The organism is Rosistilla ulvae, from assembly GCF_007741475.1.
GTDB classification, from domain to species: domain Bacteria; phylum Planctomycetota; class Planctomycetia; order Pirellulales; family Pirellulaceae; genus Rosistilla; species Rosistilla ulvae.
Genome location: NZ_CP036261.1, coordinates 5,840,759 through 5,856,716 on the forward strand (window position 1 = coordinate 5,840,759; position 15,958 = coordinate 5,856,716).

12 protein-coding genes are annotated in these 15,958 nt (G+C 58.4%); 2 read left to right on the forward strand and 10 right to left on the reverse strand.

Annotation, left to right across the window (positions count from 1 at the left end):
* Window positions 1–12 precede the first annotated feature (12 nt).
* The 5 genes from EC9_RS20640 to EC9_RS20660 form a co-directional block, all read right to left on the reverse strand.
* The gene (locus EC9_RS20640) at window positions 13–948 is read right to left on the reverse strand and encodes a sugar phosphate isomerase/epimerase family protein (protein ID WP_145348005.1); all 936 of its coding nucleotides are present in this window, start codon (window positions 946–948) and stop codon (window positions 13–15) included.
* 88 nt (window positions 949–1,036) lie between these two features.
* The gene (locus tag EC9_RS20645; RefSeq protein WP_145348006.1) at window positions 1,037–4,345 is read right to left on the reverse strand and encodes an Ig-like domain-containing protein; all 3,309 of its coding nucleotides are present in this window, start codon (window positions 4,343–4,345) and stop codon (window positions 1,037–1,039) included.
* Between the two features lie 181 nt (window positions 4,346–4,526).
* Window positions 4,527–4,934: a hypothetical protein gene (locus tag EC9_RS20650; RefSeq protein ID WP_145348007.1), complete on the reverse strand. Its 408-nt coding sequence runs from the start codon at window positions 4,932–4,934 to the stop codon at window positions 4,527–4,529.
* Window positions 4,931–5,932: a DUF1559 domain-containing protein gene (locus tag EC9_RS20655; protein WP_218934309.1), complete on the reverse strand. Its 1,002-nt coding sequence runs from the start codon at window positions 5,930–5,932 to the stop codon at window positions 4,931–4,933. The genes EC9_RS20650 and EC9_RS20655 overlap by 4 nt, the downstream gene beginning before the upstream one ends.
* Before the next feature lie 92 nt (window positions 5,933–6,024).
* Window positions 6,025–6,933, reverse strand: coding sequence for a phosphoenolpyruvate hydrolase family protein (locus tag EC9_RS20660; protein ID WP_145348009.1), 909 nt, complete (start codon window positions 6,931–6,933; stop codon window positions 6,025–6,027).
* Window positions 6,934–7,308: 375 nt separating this feature from the next.
* Between EC9_RS20660 and EC9_RS20665 the strand changes: the two genes are divergently transcribed.
* Window positions 7,309–9,072 carry a phosphoenolpyruvate hydrolase family protein gene (locus tag EC9_RS20665; RefSeq protein WP_145348010.1) on the forward strand — a complete coding sequence of 588 codons (1,764 nt, stop codon included), beginning with the start codon at window positions 7,309–7,311 and terminating at the stop codon, window positions 9,070–9,072.
* 4 nt (window positions 9,073–9,076) lie between these two features.
* On the opposite strand, the gene EC9_RS20670 is transcribed toward EC9_RS20665, so the two are convergent.
* From EC9_RS20670 to EC9_RS26675, 4 genes are all read right to left on the reverse strand, one after another.
* Complete coding sequence (locus EC9_RS20670) at window positions 9,077–10,300, reverse strand: Tm-1-like ATP-binding domain-containing protein (RefSeq protein WP_145348011.1); 1,224 nt, start codon at window positions 10,298–10,300, stop codon at window positions 9,077–9,079.
* A gap of 454 nt (window positions 10,301–10,754) precedes the next feature.
* A complete protein-coding gene (cmoB, locus tag EC9_RS20675; RefSeq protein WP_218934310.1) occupies window positions 10,755–11,720 on the reverse strand; it encodes a tRNA 5-methoxyuridine(34)/uridine 5-oxyacetic acid(34) synthase CmoB in 966 nt (321 codons plus the stop codon).
* Window positions 11,721–11,855: 135 nt separating this feature from the next.
* A complete protein-coding gene (cmoA, locus tag EC9_RS20680) occupies window positions 11,856–12,584 on the reverse strand; it encodes a carboxy-S-adenosyl-L-methionine synthase CmoA (RefSeq protein WP_145348012.1) in 729 nt (242 codons plus the stop codon).
* A gap of 33 nt (window positions 12,585–12,617) precedes the next feature.
* Entirely contained in the window at window positions 12,618–12,935 is a 318-nt protein-coding gene (locus EC9_RS26675) for a hypothetical protein (RefSeq protein ID WP_218934311.1), read from the reverse strand.
* Between the two features lie 419 nt (window positions 12,936–13,354).
* On the opposite strand from EC9_RS26675, the gene EC9_RS20690 reads away from it, so the two are divergent.
* Window positions 13,355–14,323 carry a deoxyhypusine synthase family protein gene (locus EC9_RS20690; protein WP_145348013.1) on the forward strand — a complete coding sequence of 323 codons (969 nt, stop codon included), beginning with the start codon at window positions 13,355–13,357 and terminating at the stop codon, window positions 14,321–14,323.
* Between the two features lie 726 nt (window positions 14,324–15,049).
* Here EC9_RS20690 and EC9_RS20695 read toward each other — a convergent pair.
* Complete coding sequence (locus tag EC9_RS20695) at window positions 15,050–15,913, reverse strand: phosphatidate cytidylyltransferase (RefSeq protein ID WP_231745798.1); 864 nt, start codon at window positions 15,911–15,913, stop codon at window positions 15,050–15,052.
* Window positions 15,914–15,958 lie beyond the last annotated feature (45 nt).

The window sequence follows — 15,958 nt, forward strand, 5'->3', positions numbered from 1 at the left end:
ACGAAGAACGATCTATTCCGCAGCAGGAGACTTCAGTTCTTCGCGCAGCTTTTCCAAGCCGGTGAGGTTTTCCTGAAGGGCGACCTCGGCATCGACACCGCTTCGGTGATCGATGATCCCGATCGGGCCGCGATAGCCCGAATCGGCAAGCTGACGCATCATCGTCAGTTCATGGTCGCCGCTGCCCAGCGGCATGATCCGGGCGCCGCCGCCGTTGTAATCGGCATCCTTCCAGTTCATGCCGTTCAGATTGACCGCAAACAGATGAGGCATCATCCGCTGCAGCGCTTGCGGAAAGTCGCGCATGTGCTGGTGACCGCGATGGAAGTTGAAGATGGTGCCGATCTTGATCCCGGTTTGTTCGCGTACGCCATCGATGATCGCCAGTTGGACGTCGAGCTTGCCGAACCACGAGCCATAGTTGTACAGGGCCAATTGGCAGCCCGATTGGTCGACGCATTGGGCGAGGTCGGAAAAGGCAGCGATCAAGCGTTTGTTACGCTCTTCCCCCGAGACATCCTTGAACGAGTTGCGAGAGAACATCGCCCAGATCTGCGGCGTTTCTCCTCGCCGTTTCAAAACGTCGAGGATCTGCTTCACCTGCTCCTCTTCGGACGGCTTGTCGGTTTCGACAACAAGATAAACCGACGTCACTTCGATATCGCGTTTGGCATATTCGTCCATCTGCTCTTCCAAGATCGGAAGGTATTTCTTGAACGCTTCAAAACCGACTTTCGTAAAACCAAAGTTCGCCACCATCTCCGCCCGTTCCGCCGGCGTCCGCTTGACCGAATCGGTGAACATCACCAACCAAGCTGTCAAGTTATCAGGGGCGTACAAGGCAACCGCGTCACCAGCCGCCGTGGTTTGAGGCTGAGCCCACGCGGTTGCGGGAAGAGAGAATAGACAAAGGGTCAGCGTTGCCGCGAACCGAGCGGAGGCGATCATCGTTGTTGCGTCCTGGGCAGGGGGGAGTCAAAGGGTGGTCTGGCAAATCGATTTCATCGTATCGGAAAGGTTTGGGGTTTCCTCCCCGTCACTTCTCCTCTTTTTCGGCTTGCAGTTGGGCGATCCACTGCGTGAGTGCTTCGACAGCCTGGTCATCGGTTTTCAAGCGACCCACCGGCGGCATCCGATAACCGCGTTTGTCCGACGTCACTCGCAATAGCATCACCGATCGTTCCGGTTTCCCCGGGGCAATCAGCTTCACGTTGGAGAGGCCCATATGATTGAGCGGCTTGGCATCCAACACGCCCAGATCGGAGAGTTCGGCAGCGTAGTCGGCGAACCAGTTTGCGTTGACGCCACCGGTCGTGTGGCACTGGCTGCAATTGCTGGCCAGATAAGAACGAACCCGCCGGTCCAAGGGGACCGTTTCATCATCCAACGGGTACAGTCGATCGAGGTCGTCGATCGCATCCTCCTTTGGCGGCGCGGTGAACAGGCCGACATGGGCTAGCGAACGCAACTGGTTATCCGATTTACCCGTCGTGGCGTAATGGAAATCGCGATTGAGCTGGCGCGTGTTAGGTCCAAGCACATAACCCGATGCATGCGTATGGCACGTCATACAATCCTCGGGGCCGGGATAGAACCAAGGCTGTCGGCTGCCATCGGCTAGCTGTACCTCTTCCTCAACACCGGTCGTTACCAGGTTGGCATCGTCGTTCGAATCGTTCCAACGGTAGGTCGCACCGTAGATCGTTTGATCTTCTTTGACGACGGTCAGTCGCGTCTCGATCCGCTTCTGCTCTTCGCCCAGGGCAAAGTGCTTTACGAAGACCGTCCCAGCGGGGAAGGTCCACGGTTCGCTAGGATCGAAATCGATCGTCATCCCCGCGGGAACAAAGACCCAGCGTTGCTTAAACGCTCCGTCGGACCAGAGCGGCGAATTCACGTCGTATGGAATCGCTCCGTCAGCCAAGGTCATCGAGCGGACGTCGGCAAAGGCTCCCGTTTCAGAAAGCTTCTGCGGCAGGAAATCGCGTTCGCTGCGCGGCATCTGCAGATAGGGTTCCGAACCGTGATAGCGATCGATTCCGTATGCCTTCGCGTGGCGGAACAAAGCTGACTTCGGCAACGGTGATCGAGACGACGCGTGCGGGCTTCGCATCTCAAGGGCGCAGGGGACCGATCCGGCACTGCGATCGATCCGCAGCGTAAAGGCATGTTTTCCCGCTTCCAGCGGAATCAAACCGGCTGGCGAACTCGGACCGCTGAACACCTGCGATGTTCCGATCGTGAATGTCGCTGAGTCCGGTTTGGTCGCGGCGAATTCATAGACGCCCGGCTCGTCGACTTGTATAAAACCTGAAACGACCATCCCAGCGTTTGATGGCGGAACTAATTCAAAGCTCGACACGGTCCCCGATTGCGCCGATCGATCTTCCGATGCGGCGGCGTATTCGACTCCGGCAACCAAACCCTTCATCGGACCGGGTGGATAATCGGCGGGGCGCGCGGTGAGCGCTTCGATCTGAAGTTTGCGTTCGGCGGCCGGATGAGTGCCATTGTCGGCGATCACGCGGGCGGCGTAGTTGCCCGGCCGATTGGCCCGCCACACGATCTCTCCCGATTCAGGATCGATCTTCATTCCTTCGGGAGCGTCTCGCAAGGCGAAGCGAACATTCGATTGACTGTCCGCCCGAACTGTCGCTCGATAGTCGGCCCCAACAAAGGCAACGGTGGCCGGCATCTCGGTGATCACCGGTGGATGCGCGTCCGCGTCGACCTGAAGAAACAGCGGCTGGGTCGTTACCGATTTGCCGTCGTTGTCGGTGACACGCGCTTGTACCTCGTATCGGCCGCGTGGTGGCTGTTTCCAGCGGACGCCCCACAGCGAATCATCCGTTTTGGAGTGGACACATTTTTGTGACTTTCCATTGACCAAGAGAACAACTTCCGAAACCTGCCCGTCGTAGTCGCGGGCTTCGATATGAAAGTCGATCGTTGCATCGGCGGCGTAGACCGACCGATTTTCAGGCGACTTGATCACAACCGAAGGAGGAATGTTTCCCCCCAGCGGCTTGAGCAATTCGATGCCTCCCTTGATACCACCATCGCCGCGGCGGCGGCCAAAGTTGGCGACGTAGATCCATCCCTGTTCGGTGACAAACAGATCCATCACCCCTTGGAAGACGATCGGCTGGTTGTCCTCACCTTTCAGAAACTCGTGGAAACCGGTGAAGTTCCCATTCTCATCCAACACAAAACGTTCGATCCCCGCCAGGTTGACTCCCTCGGCTCCTTGAGCGTACAGGTATCCGGCAACGAGGTCGCCGTTGAGGTATTCATCGATTCCGCTGATGCAATGATTCCGCCGCGTCCCAATCATCAAGCTGAGATCGAAGTTCGGCAGCGGCATCGTCCCGACGGGATATTCGGGGATCTCGAACGGATCGACCTCCGCCGTCGGGTTGCCGCCGTAAGAAACCCATTCCTTGCGAAGCGGATTCGCGTGACCGTAATAGGCTCCTCGTTTTAGACGGGCGACCAAATCGGGCGGCCCATCGGAGACAACCTCTTCTTTGATCGGACCGCCGACCAACAACGGCCCTCGAGGTGGATCGTGGATGGTGACATAATATTCCCCGTTGGAATGTTGGACGATCCCGTGCGGGTTGCGAAGTCCGGTGGCGACCAATTGAATCGGCGCGTCCCCTCCCTGCATTTGTTCCAATGTGTAGTCGCGCGGCGAGACAGCTCCCTTGGCGAAGTCGGGATGTTGGAAATCGATCTCCAAAACGGCTGCGCTCTGATTGTCTTCGGTCGTTCCCCAGAAAGTCCGTCCGCCTTGGTTGGCGTACATTTTTCCCGACGGGGTGAAGACGAGATTGTTCATTCCATGGTTGCCACCGCGGCCTAAGAAATCCAACACGATCGTATTCTCGATCACTGGATCTGCCGCTCCCACCGGCTTGACGCGAATCCGATTCATGTGGCCGCGATCGTTGAGAACGGTGATGTAGAAGATAAGATTCTCCGCCGTCGCCGAGGGATCAAAAACGAAACCGTTGACCGGTCCCGGCAGCATCAGCAGACGCTCTTCACCAACGACATGTCCCGTGGCCGAATCCAATTGGTAACGCCAGACCTCGCCCAAGTGTTCCTTGACCATCTTCCCCTCGCCATTGTCGCGCAGTTCGCGACCGCCGGAGTTGGTCGTGGTGGCATAGAGATGGCCATCGGGACCGATCGTCACCGTGCTGTGGCTATCGCGTTGCACGAGATTTTCGACGGAGAACCGAGGAAAGAACTCGTTTGCGCCAGCCGGTTCCAGCAGAGACGCGACGCCCACCGCAACGATTCCGATAGCGAGGAACTGTCGAGAGCGATCGAGAAGCATTGAAGTCATTTCACACCGTGGCATATTGAGTTGATCGTTCGTGGAGGGCGAGGAAGGGTCGAAGAGATCAGCAGAACCTATCGCTCCAGCTGAATGCGTTTATCAAATCATCGAAGTCGCGGGGGCGACCAGTGCAGCGGGTGGAACACCACACTGGTCGCTGTATTAAACACCGATTTCACTACCCATCGTTAGAGAGAGGGAAATCGTAGTTGATCGTATAGCTCTCTTCGACGATCTCAACATCATCTTTGTGGACCGGGAACAACCGTTCCCCTTCGGGAATAAAGGGAACCTCGACTCCCGTATATCCCGACACTTTCACTGTATGATGACCGAAGACAGGGCCTTTACCATCGGAATCGTAATATCCGTCTTGAATCACAAGAGTCACCTGCGGACCGCTGGTTCCTTTCTCCGCGTTGGGACGGTATTCGATCGTGCCGACGGGAACGGGTTGCCCTTCGAAGGTTACATATCCCGAAACTTCGGCTCGGGGTGGGCCGTTGCTGCCACCACATCCAACGGTCGATCCCAACAGAGCGACCAGCACAGCAAGAACCGAAAATTCAGCTACAGAGAATCTCATTGAGGCGCTCCTCCAATTGGCAAACCGTCAGCTCGGGTCCCCATCGTTTGATACAGATTGATGTCGATGTTTTCCGATCGGAAGCTGACCGATCCATCGACCATGGTGAACATGCATCCGCCGGGATGGTAACTGCCAAAGACTCGCTGCATGTGAGCGTGCGATGGGGTTTGTCCCGGAGCCATCGAAGGATAGAAGGTGTTGATTTGGTCGCGAGCGGTGGCACAGATCGCGGTCTGTGGAACGGAGTTCCAAGCCATCCCGGCCGATCCCCAAGCAAGGTAGTTGTCTTGCGTTGGATCGTCGCCGCGAGCACGCGGATATTTGGTCTCTCCGAACAGGAACGTGTTGGACGTGCCGTCGAGAACGTGGGCGAATTTGGTTTTGGATCCCAGATACAACATGCCATCGTTGTCCAAACCACGTACGCCAACGCTGTCGAGATCGCCGAGGTTCCAACAGGTGTATTCAACGCCACCGGAAACACCGAGGTAGTTCAGCAGGTTGTCTTGCCCCGAGTTGCGTGGATCACTAGGGCATTTGTAGGCATCGATCGACATCAACCAGACCGATTCGTTCTCACGGCCTCCTGCCCAACTGGAGTTCAAGGCCCAATTGATCGCATAGTTGGAATCGAACTGCTCATAGATCGCGTTTTGTTCGATGAAGGGCAGGATCATCGCGGTCCATGGGCTGCGGCCAATCCGATCCCCCGCGCCATGATTGGTCTTAAAACAGTTCCCGCGACCGGTTCCGGTCAGCCGGTCTTCAATGTGGTGAGCCCAGCCCATGGGGAATACCCGATGGGTGTTCTCATAATTATGCATCGCCAATCCAATCTGCTTCATGTTGTTGGAGCACTGCATTCGTCGGGCAGCCTCGCGAGCGGCTTGCACGGCGGGCAGCAACAACCCCACGAGGATACCGATCACCGCGATCACCACCAACAGTTCGACAAGAGTGAACGCACTTCTTTTCGGGCGTAGTAAACGACTCATCATTGAAGTCCCTCAACTTAAAAAGTCCAATTAAAAAAGCGTGCGATCGTACGAGCGGCGATCGCATATTGACGTCGGGAGAGGCGAGCCGGTCAGCTCAATTCTGCAGCATGCTTGCCGTTGGCAGCGCTACGGTGGGGATGTCGATCCTTGATTGTGCCCCCTGTTTGATTCAGGTTCAGCTGGGCGAACTGTTCGATCATTTGTGTGATCGCAATTTCCGACGGCAGACGTTCCATCGAACTGGCACCATAGAATCCGTGGATCTCGGGGATTCGGTCGAGCATGTATTGCGCATCTTCCGGAGCCGCGATCGGGCCACCGTGGCACAATACGATGACGTCGTCGCGGACCGAACGGCACGCATCCGCGATTTCACGGACCAAGGGAACACACGAATCGAGCGTCTTCGCCGTCTTTGCCCCGATGGTTCCATTGGTTGTCAGTCCCATGTGGGCCACCACGACGTCGGCTCCTGCAACGGTCAATTTCCGCCCTTGGTCGGGATCAAACGCGTAGGGAGTCGTCAGCATGTCCTGGTCGTTCGCTGCGGCGACCAGGTCGACCTCCAGATTGAAACTCATCCCCGTCTCTTCAAGATTTTCGCGGAACACCCCATCGATCAGGCCGACGGTAGGAAAGTTCTGAATCCCCGCGAAACCCATTTCGCGAAGCTCTCTCAAAAACGGATCTCGCAATAGGAAGGGGTCGGTGCCGCAGACACCAGCCAAGACAGGTGTCCGTTCTACGATTGTTAGAACCTCACAGGCCATCTCTTTGACGATCTGGTTGGCGTTGCCAAATGGAAGCAGGCCCGCCAACGAACCGCGACCGGCCATCCGGAATCGCCCGGAGTTGTAGATCACGATCAGGTCGGCGCCACCGGCTTCGGCGCACTTGGCCGAGATGCCGGTGCCCGCACCGCTGCCAATGATCGCCTTGCCAGCGGCAATTTTGTTTTTCAACCGCGTCAAGACGCTCGTTCGATTGTGTTTCAACATCGTGTTTGGAATTCCTAGAGAAGCGAGTGGAGTAAAAGAAAGTCGAATGAGTTGGGTGATCCGCCCTCAATCCGGTCGGAGCGATCCCCGACAAGGGGACCTGCGACGTTGCCTCGCCGCGGACATCCGTGATGTTGGTAAACAGCGATTTTTGAGATCGCGGTCCATTGGGGGGAATGCAACAGCTGTGCCATTTGCGATTCGAAGTCGCAAGGTTGATGAAACGTCAACAAAACGAAAGGTTTCCGCGAAAATCAGCGACAATTCCCTCTTCGACAGGCTGTCGCATGGATACCCGGGTGTGTAGTGTATCCACAGAAGTACACAATTCGGGGGCTCGCCGAAGCTGGTTTTAACCAGAAAGTAGAGGGTTCGATGATCGATTTTCGCAACCGTCTGGAAGAATCGAGAACCGGGACGCCGCTGCTGATGGTGGTCCCTGGATCGGGGCTGATCGCAAAGTGCGCCGTCGAATCGGAGGCTGATGCGTTGATGGTTCTCAATGCGGGCATCTACCGGTCGATGGGATCGGGAACGCTCGCCGCCTTCATGCCCTATGGCAATGCCAACGATCAGACGCTGGAGTTGCTGAAGGAGCAGATGCTGCCGCGGTCCGGCGATCTGCCGATCATCGCCGGCGTCTTCGGTGTCGATCCGACGCGTCCGATTCGCGACCGCCTGCGCGAACTGCAGGATCTCGGCGTGATCGGTGTCGTCAATTGGCCGGCGATCGGTTTCATCGACGGCAAGTTTCGCAAGCATCTGGAAAAAGAAGGGCTCGGAACCGAGGTCGAATCGGAGATGCTTGCCGTCGCCCGCGAGCTGGGTTTCGTCACCTTCGGCTTTTCTCTGTCGGTTGAAGAGGTTCAACGCTTCGTCGCGACAGGCGTCGACGGCCTGATCCTGGACGTCGGTCTGACGCGATCGAGCGACGATTTCCGGGCCAAGCGGGACGACGTCCACCGCGCCATCTCTCAGCTGAACAAACTGTCGGCCGCCGCCGATACGCGGCCCGAGTGTGTTCGCGTTGCCTTTGGTGGACCGATCACTGCCCCGACTGAATTAAGCGAAGTCTTTCGCCACAGCTCGATCCATGGCTTCGCCGGCGGATCGGTCTTCGAACGCCTGCCGGTTCAAGACATCGTCAACACAACGCTGCGGCGGTTCAAAGGAGTCGCGTCGAGTGCTCGCGCCGGGGGCGCGAAAACGTTTGGCGGCATGGTCGGACACAGCCCCGCGATGCGGCAGGTCTTCGACATCATCAATCGCGTCGGGCATCAAGACGTCACCGTCTGTGTCGAGGGAGAAACGGGAACCGGCAAAGAACTAGTCGCGGCAATGCTGCATCGCTTGAGCTCACGAGCGAACCATCCGCTGGTCACTCTGAATTGTGGTGCCATCCCGTCGTCGCTGTTGGAAAGCGAACTGTTCGGTCACGAACGCGGAGCGTTTACCGGAGCGGAGCGGCAGCGACCGGGGAAGTTCGAATTGGCTCACGGCGGAGTCCTGTTCCTCGACGAGATCGCTGACCTCAGCCCGCACGGGCAGGTCGCACTGCTGCGCGTGTTACAGCAGAACGAAGTCGTCCGCGTCGGCGGCGACACGACGATTCCCGTCGACGTGCGGATCGTCACCGCGTCGAACCGCCCGCTGTCGGCGATGGTCGACGCTGGCGATTTTCGCGCCGACTTGTACTATCGATTGAGCACGATCACGATCCGGTTGCCGGCGCTACGCGAGCGGTTGGAAGATATTCCGCTGCTGGTCGAGGCGTTTCTGGCCAATCTGCGGATGCAACTGAATCGGCCGATCGCCGGAATCTCGTCGCGATTCGAAAAGAAGCTGCGTCAGCACGCCTGGCCGGGGAACGTTCGCGAACTGGAACATGTGCTGAACCGCTGTGCGATTCTCGAGGATGGAACGCACCTGGAAGGATGGTCGTTTGAACCCCAGCCGCATCTTCGATCGTCGGCCGATGCATCCGATCTGCCGCTGCCGTCGAAACAGGAGCAGGCCGAACGGGCTCTGCAAGATGCCGACGGCAACGTCACGCGAGCCGCCGCGGCGCTTAACGTGACGCGAAAAACCTTCTACCGATGGTTGGACCGCGGCAAAGCGGAGCCTCCATCCAGCTCATAACCGATCATCCCGCGGCGTGGCATTTCGGCATCGCGTCGAGACAGTCGTAGTGCTCGACTAGTTTCGCGCTGAAATCGACGTCGTTGATGTGATGCGGCAGGCGGACGATGCGACAGTTCTCGTTGGATTGCAGTTGCTTCTGCAGTTCATCGAACAGCGCTGCGTTGGCTTCGGGGTCGTGAAACGGCATTCCCGGAGCATCCAACATCGACAGACCGCCTTCGGGAATTACCAGGACCAGAGGCGCGGTGGCGCGGCGAAACTTCGCCCCCATCCATCGCGCGATCTCCCGATTCTCTTCGGCCGTCGTCCGCATCAGCGTCACTTGGTCGTTGTGAACGTGCAACCGCCGGTGGCGAAATTCCGCCGGGACCGTCTCCTTGGCCCCGAAGTTCACCATGTCGACGGCTCCTAGACTGACAACGTACGGAATCCCCTTGCCGATCAGAGTATCGAACCGCTTCGGTCCGGCAGCAAAGACGCCGCCGACCACTTCGTCGGCGACCTCGGTTGTCGTCACGTCCAAGACGCCGCGAATCATCCCGTTGTCGACCAATCGCTCCATCGCGCGGCCACCGGTCCCGGTCGCATGAAACACGTGACAATCAAAGCCACGCTGCTCCATCCGTTGCCGCACATCGGTCACGCAGGGCGTTGTCACGCCGAACATCGTCATACCAACCGTTGGCCGTTGAGCCGATGCGGGAGCCGGATATTGGACCATCCCCGCAACCGCATGGGCCGCGTTGGCGAGGATTCGCCGCGAAACCACGTTTAATCCCGCCACATCGACGACGGAATACATCATCGTAATGTCGCTGCAATCGACGTAGGGAGCGGTGTTCCCGCTGGCAACCGTCGAAACCATCACCTTAGGCAACCCGATCGGCAGCGCACGCATCGCGGCGGTCACAAGCGAGGTCCCACCACTGCCGCCAATGCCGATCACGCCGCTGACTCGACCGGCAGCAAATTCCGCCGTCAAGAAGACCTCCAACGCCCGTCCCATCGCCGCGACCGCTCGCCCCCGATCGTCGTGATCGGAACCAAAGTCTGAATTCTCAGCGACCTGAGCGCGGGTCACATCAGGAGTCACCGTTGGCGGCAATTGAGTCCCCACGTCGACCATCTTGACGCGGATCCCTGCCGATCGCAAACACTCTTTGACATAAGCCAACTCCTCCCCCTTGGTGTCCATTGTACCAACAGCATAGACAGCAGAAGCCATGACCGGTTCCTCGATAAGCGTGAGTTAATCGATTGCGGCGAAGAGGCATTTGGCAGTGCATGAGTCGACCGTCGGACGCCACGCGGCGCTATCGACGACCACTCCCACGCACCCCCAAACGTTTCACCGGAATCGCTGGAAGGCAGGAACCCACCGCGTGCATCTTTAAAATAGAGCCCGCCGCCCAAACACTCCTTTGGGTCGACATCGATCACGCGATGGGTGAAGGACAGCCTAGCGTTTCTGAAACCACTTTCAAGCTTTTTGTCTTCGCTTCGTCCGGCGGCCCACCGGATCACTGGGGATGCCCGCGCCGTGTCGCATCGCAGGAGACCGATGCAATCGCGAAATTTTGATGTCGACAGCACGACGCAACAACAGACAGACAAAGCGACACAAAGAAAAGGTATCGCAACGCAGCTCAGCTGGTCCGGCTAGCGGCCTGCCATTCGCCTTAACCGCGTGAGGCGACGACGGTTGCGCGGGTTGGCAGCGGGTGTCCTTCGATCGTGGTCGTTTGATCCGGAGAGAGGAAATCGGACAGCGATTCGAACTCCATCCACTCAGTCCGCCGCTGTTCTTCGGTCGTCGTGACACAGACGTCGACGACTTCGATATCGCGGAATCCACAACGGGAAAGAAAACGCTCGAGCATCGTCAGCGATGGGATAAACCAGACGTTCCGCATCTTGGCGTAACGCCCTTCGGGGATCAGAACCTGCGAATCGGGATGGTCGATGATCAACGTTTCCAGCACCAATTTCCCTCCCGGTCGCAGCGACTGGAGCATCGATTTCAGGTGATCGATCGGGCTGGTGCGGTGATACAAAACGCCCATCGAAAAGGCGACGTCAAACGCCTCCAACCGCTTCGGAAGATCGGCGTCGGTGCCGGGAAGAACGTGGGACGCCGAACCGCCCACGTAGTGTTCGACCACTCGATGCTGCGCGATGTAGAGCGGAAAGGGATCCAAGCCGATCACGCGACGCGCCCCGGCGGCGAGCATTCGCCAACCGTAATACCCGTTGCCACAACCGACATCCAAGACGCTGGCATCCCGTAAATCGAGATGTGGCGCAACGCGAGCCCACTTCCAATCGCTGCGCCATTCGGTATCGATGGCGATCCCGAACAGATCGAACGGGCCCTTTCGCCAGGGATGAAACAGTCGCAGTTGTTCACGCAATCGCTGCTGATCCTCCGGGCTGATCTCGCCGGAAAGCGTTACCGCCGGCAGCGAGAAGTCGGCCGTAACCGCTTCGACCGCGGGAAGATCACGAATCGCCTGAGTCCACTGCGGCCACAGCCCATGCGCCGCATCGTGCTCGAATTCGCGAGCCCGCTGACGCAGCGTTTCCGCCCAGCCAGCGTGTCCCTCGGATTCCAATTCGGCCAACAGTCCTTCGATACCCAACATCATTTCTTATAGCCGAAACCGAAAACAAGTAGGAACACGATGACACCGCAGTAGCTCTTGGATCCAATCATCATTTTTTACCGCCGAAACCGCAAGCAAATAGAAACACAACGGCACCGCGGGAGCTCTTGGAATCGATCATCCTTTGACCGCCAGGATCGATGTGAAATTAAAGCACTGGAACCAAGGAACGACGGTCGCGAAGCCGACGTCGGCAAGCCGGGTGCGATGCGTCGCAAGCGTCTCGGGGACCATCATCTTTTCGAGCGCCGTCCGTTTTTGAGCGATCTCGAGTTCGCTGTAGCCGTTGGCTCGTTTGAAAGCATGATGCAGTTCGGTCAGCCGCAATTGTTCCTGCGGATCGTCGAAGCTGATCTTCTCCGAAAGGATCAACGCGCCGCCGGGCAACATTCCGTCGAAGATCGTTTGCAGAACCGATCGCCGCTCCGCCGCGGGGACAAATTGCAAAGTGAAGTTGAGCACGACAAAGCTGGCTCGATCGATCGGCACCGCGGCCAGATCGGCTTCGTGCAACGCGACCTCACATCCTTGGATCGCTTCGGCGGCCAACAGTTCTCGCAACCGGGCGATCATCGCGGAGGAGGAATCGACCGCCTGGATCGTGCAACTGCTGGGGACGCGTCGGCTGATGATCCGCGTCGCCGCCCCCAGCGAACATCCCAGGTCGTAGATGTTCGTGTCGGCGACGGCGTATTGCTGGGCCAGTTCGCCGATCATCGAAAGGATCGAACCGTACCCGGGAACGCTCCGCGAGATCATGTCGGGGAAGACATCGACAACGCGTCGGTCGAACTGAAAGTCGCCAACGTTTTCGAGGGGGAGCGCGTAGATATCGTCTTGGGACACGGTTTGTTTAACAGATCCGAAGGGAGCCGCGGTTTAGTTGTCCGTAGCGGGAGGCAACTTAAATTCGGGTTCCACGTTTTCGGGAGTCGTGTTTTCGACAGGTTCGGTACCGAGATTTGGCGGCACGTTAAATTCCGAACCGCTGCCGGGGCCTTCAGCACTGCTGGTCGCGGCGGCTGCGGGAGCCGGCGTGGTTTCGGCGGGAGCCTCGGTCGCCGCAGGGGCTGGTGCGGCTGCGGGTTGCGAATCGGTTGCCGCAGGTTCGGTAGCGGCCGGTTGGTCTCCGCCGCCACAACCGATGGAGATCGCGACAAACACAAAGCTGAGCGTGAGGCTGAGGGCACGTGACATGAGACTTCTCTTGAATTCTGATCGTTGGGTGGGGAAACGTTCGATTTCAGCGGGCATCCGCCGCGCGATCGCCGCAGCGGTGGACATGCTCACAGTTTACAAGCTTTTGCCGCCGGTACGAGACGGAGTCCGGCCTCCCCTCAGGGCAAATCACAGTTTCAATCGTAGGTATCAGCCGCCACGCGTTAGCGTCCGGTTGCTCATAAGGAACCGGATGCTAACGCGTGGCGGCTGATTTGCCTCAGCTCAAACACTTAATCGCTCTGCCAGCGTCCCCTTGAGCGGAGTCATACAAAGCCGTCTAATTGTTCGCTAAATAGCTCTTGGCATTTGAGCGCCAAGCATCTTTCGGTAGACAGGGCCATTCTGGCCGGTGTGGCAAGCGATTTACACGATTCAACCCTTGGCGGAGTTCTGCAATGTCAAACATTTCCAAATTCATGGACGACCATTTTCGCCACTTCAACGCTCGGGAGACCGTCGCGGCGGCGCAGGCTTATAAAGATCAGTTGGCCTCGGGCAACAAGATGATGGTTTCGCTGGCTGGAGCGATGAGCACCGGCGAGATCGGCCGTTCGTTGGCTGAAATGATTCGCCAAGACAAGGTCCACGCGATCAGCTGCACCGCGGCCAACCTGGAAGAAGACATCTTCAACCTGATGGCTCACGACGAATACAAGATCGTCCCCAACTGGCGTGCCCTGTCGACTGAAGACGAAGTCGAATTGCTCAACCAGGGTTTTAATCGCGTCACCGACACCTGCATCCCCGAAACCGTGATGCGGAACATCGAAGGCCGCCTGCTGACGCTTTGGAAAGACGCCGCCGACAACGATCGGCCGCGATTCCCGTACGAATTCATGTACGAACTGTTGGACGATCCGACGCTGGAACCACTGTTCCAGATTCCGAAAGAGAACAGCTGGATGCTGGCCGCCAAAGAGAAGGGCTTGCCGATCTTTGTCCCCGGCATCGAAGATTCGACTCTGGGCAACATCTTTGCAGCACGCGTGACGCAGGGCGTCGTCAGTTCGCACCGCGCGATGCGCAGCGGAACCGAACAGATGTCGAAACTGATCGGTTGGTATCAGGAACAGACCAACAGCGGTGCGGAGATTGGTTTCTTCCAAGTCGGCGGCGGGATCGCTGGCGATTTCGCGATCTGCGTCGTGCCGACAATGATCCAAGATCTGAAGCTGGACATTCCACTGTGGAGCTACTTCTGCCAGATCAGCGACGCCGTGACCAGCTACGGCGGCTACAGCGGCGCCGTCCCTAACGAAAAGATCACCTGGTGCAAACTGTCGGGCGAAGCGCCGAAGTTCATGATCCAGAGCGACGCATCGATCGTCGCCCCACTGATGTTCGCCTACATCTTGGGCTGGTAGTTGAAGAGGAATCGTTGCAGCATCGTAAACGCGCGGGGCGTTGCCCACGCGGTTAAACGAAGGCAGCGACGGTGAATCGTTTAACCGCGTGCCCAGCGGGCCGCGCGTCGCACGAGTCCACCAATGCGCATCGCGTTGGCGATCCGTAAAATCCGAGACGCTTCATTACCACGGGAAAACGCGTGGGGCGTTGCCCGCGCGGTTAAACGAAGGCAGCGACGGTGAATGCGGCCCCGATCGTTTAACCGCGTGCCCAGCGGGCCGCGCGTCGCACGAGTCCACCAATGCGCATCGCGTTAGCGATCCGTAAGATCCGAGACGCTTCATTACCACGCGAAAACGCGCGGGGCGTTGCCCACGCGGTTAAACGAGAGCAGCGACGCTGAATGCGGCCCCGATCGTTTAACCGCGTGCCCAACGGGCCGCGCGTCGCACGAGTCCACCAATGCGCATCGCGTTAGCGATCCGTAAGATCCGAGACGCTTCATTACCACGCGAAAACGCGCGGGGCGATGCCCGCGCGGTTAAACGAAGGCAGCGACGGTGAATCGTTTAACCGCGTGCCCAGCGGGCCGCGCGTCGCACGAGTCCACCAATGCGCATCGCGTTGGCGATCCGTAAAATCCGAGACGCTTCATTACCACGTGAGAACGCGAGGGGCGTTGCCCACGCGGTTAAACGAGAGTGGCGACGGTGAAGCGGTGCATGAGTTGCGGTGTCGCGTCTTTAGACCGGGGCGCCGGCGACTCCGATCGCGAAGCAGAGGAAGCCGGGCAGGGCGGTGGCGATCAACGAATCGGTGACGTCCCAGACGCCGCCGAGGCCGGGTAGCAGATTGCCGCTGTCTTTGGCTCCCGAGTCGCGTTTCATCAACGATTCGGCTAGGTCGCCAAACATCCCGCAATTGCTGCAGACCAGCCCAAAGGCGATCGGGCCCCAGATCGGGTAATCGATCGGAGTGCCGGTGAGTGCTGGGATCAGCCAGTGGAACATCGCAAAGCTGACGCCGATCGAAGCCGCGACGCCGCCGAGCGCACCTTCGATCGTCTTGCCGGGACTCAGCCGCGGGATCAGCTTATGTCGTCCGATCGCACGGCCGGTGAAATAGGCTCCCGCATCGGCAGCTTTCGTCGCCGCGACCAGACTGATCAATGCGGCCAGTCCCCAGTGGGAAGATCCCAAGCATCGAATCGCCACCAGGAATGCCATCGGCACTCCGATGTAGAGGATCGTAAACGAAGCTGTCATCACGCAACCGGCAGCTCCCGTCTCGCCCGGGCGATAGCGAAACATCTCATTCCCGATCGCGAGCCCCAGCGCAACAATCGCTCCGACCGAGATCCAGCCCAGTCGTCCAACTGGACAATCGGCGGGATAGAGCTCGCCCGACAGCGGCCACAACATGGGAACGCTTGCGATCAAGACGACGATCGCAACTCCGATTTTCGTCGGCAAGGGACGAACTGGATAATTGGCACTCCGCCACAATCGCGTCACATCGATCGCGGTCCCGACGGAAAAGAACAATAGCAGCGGAAGCAACCAAAGCCCGCCGGTAGGGAAGCGATGGTCGAGGTAAATCAGGGCCACGACAATGGAAATCAAGACTGCCGAAGTAGCAAGGCGTTGATAGAG

What these genes read in the sequence shown, in the direction of transcription:
- EC9_RS20660 (WP_145348009.1), bottom strand. Translation starts at nt 6,933, where the DNA reads ATGTTGAAACACAATCGAACGAGCGTCTTGACGCGGTTGAAAAACAAA.
- EC9_RS20670 (WP_145348011.1), bottom strand. Translation starts at nt 10,300, where the DNA reads ATGGCTTCTGCTGTCTATGCTGTTGGTACAATGGACACCAAGGGGGAG.
- cmoB (WP_218934310.1), bottom strand. Translation starts at nt 11,720, where the DNA reads ATGATGTTGGGTATCGAAGGACTGTTGGCCGAATTGGAATCCGAGGGA.
- EC9_RS20640 (WP_145348005.1), bottom strand. Translation starts at nt 948, where the DNA reads ATGATCGCCTCCGCTCGGTTCGCGGCAACGCTGACCCTTTGTCTATTC.
- EC9_RS20645 (WP_145348006.1), bottom strand. Translation starts at nt 4,345, where the DNA reads ATGCTTCTCGATCGCTCTCGACAGTTCCTCGCTATCGGAATCGTTGCG.
- EC9_RS20690 (WP_145348013.1), top strand. Translation starts at nt 13,355, where the DNA reads ATGTCAAACATTTCCAAATTCATGGACGACCATTTTCGCCACTTCAAC.
- EC9_RS20665 (WP_145348010.1), top strand. Translation starts at nt 7,309, where the DNA reads ATGATCGATTTTCGCAACCGTCTGGAAGAATCGAGAACCGGGACGCCG.
- EC9_RS20655 (WP_218934309.1), bottom strand. Translation starts at nt 5,932, where the DNA reads ATGAGTCGTTTACTACGCCCGAAAAGAAGTGCGTTCACTCTTGTCGAA.
- EC9_RS20650 (WP_145348007.1), bottom strand. Translation starts at nt 4,934, where the DNA reads ATGAGATTCTCTGTAGCTGAATTTTCGGTTCTTGCTGTGCTGGTCGCT.
- EC9_RS26675 (WP_218934311.1), bottom strand. Translation starts at nt 12,935, where the DNA reads ATGTCACGTGCCCTCAGCCTCACGCTCAGCTTTGTGTTTGTCGCGATC.